The sequence below is a fragment of the Streptomyces milbemycinicus genome (genome assembly GCF_002154605.1).
GTDB lineage: Bacteria > Actinomycetota > Actinomycetes > Streptomycetales > Streptomycetaceae > Streptomyces > Streptomyces milbemycinicus.
Map to the genome: position 1 here is coordinate 1 of NZ_MUNE01001320.1, position 760 is coordinate 760.

General features: G+C 70.9%; 1 protein-coding gene. It reads right to left on the bottom strand.

Annotation, left to right across the window (positions count from 1 at the left end; genetic code table 11):
- A partial coding sequence (locus tag CCN51_RS52855; protein ID WP_158104814.1) for an FAD-dependent oxidoreductase occupies nt 1–760 on the bottom strand: 760 nt, incomplete at both ends.

Genomic DNA, 760 nt, shown 5'->3' on the forward strand with positions numbered 1-760 from the left:
GGGGAGATGGGGGTCGGGCAGGGCGGGATCGATCGGCTGCAGCGCTTCGGTTCGCCGGTCGACCAGGGGATAGTCGGGCGGGAACGGCGCGCCGCGCTCGATCCGCTCCCGGTAGAACCCCAGCCACATCGCTCGGTCGAAGAAGGCCGCGGCGATGACACGGCCGCGGTACCCGTACACCGCGACGAACGCCTTCTCGGCGAGTGCCCCTTGGGAGATGACCAGCTGGTCGCCCATCGTGGGGACGCCCACGGACTTGATGTTGACGCCGAACTGGACGGACCAGAACGTCGGCAGCCACAGATGCGGACTGCGGTCGGGAGCCGCACAGATCATGTTGTGGGCCGCGATCTCGGCTTGTTCGACCGCGTTGCCCCAGTGTTCCAGCGCCAGGAACTGGTAGTCGAACAGCGGGTGGGGGCTGCGTGCGACGTCACCGGCGGCGTAGATGTCATCGGTGACGATGCCGTTGACGTCGAACGCCCGGCATCCGGCGTCGCAGGCGATCCCCCGGGGACCGGCGGCCACCCCGGAGCCGGCGAGCCATTCGGTGTTCCGTATGGCGCCGAGCGCGGTCACCGCCACGTCCACGTCGACCGCCGAACCGTCGGACAGATGAGCGCGCCTGAGCCGGCCGGTTTCGTCGCCCTCCAGCGCGGTCACGCTGGTGCCGCAGCGCAGGTCCACCCCGCGATCGCGCTGCAGCCGGGCCGCCACCTCGCCGACGACCCCGCCGAGTGCGCCCACCAGCGGTGTCGGG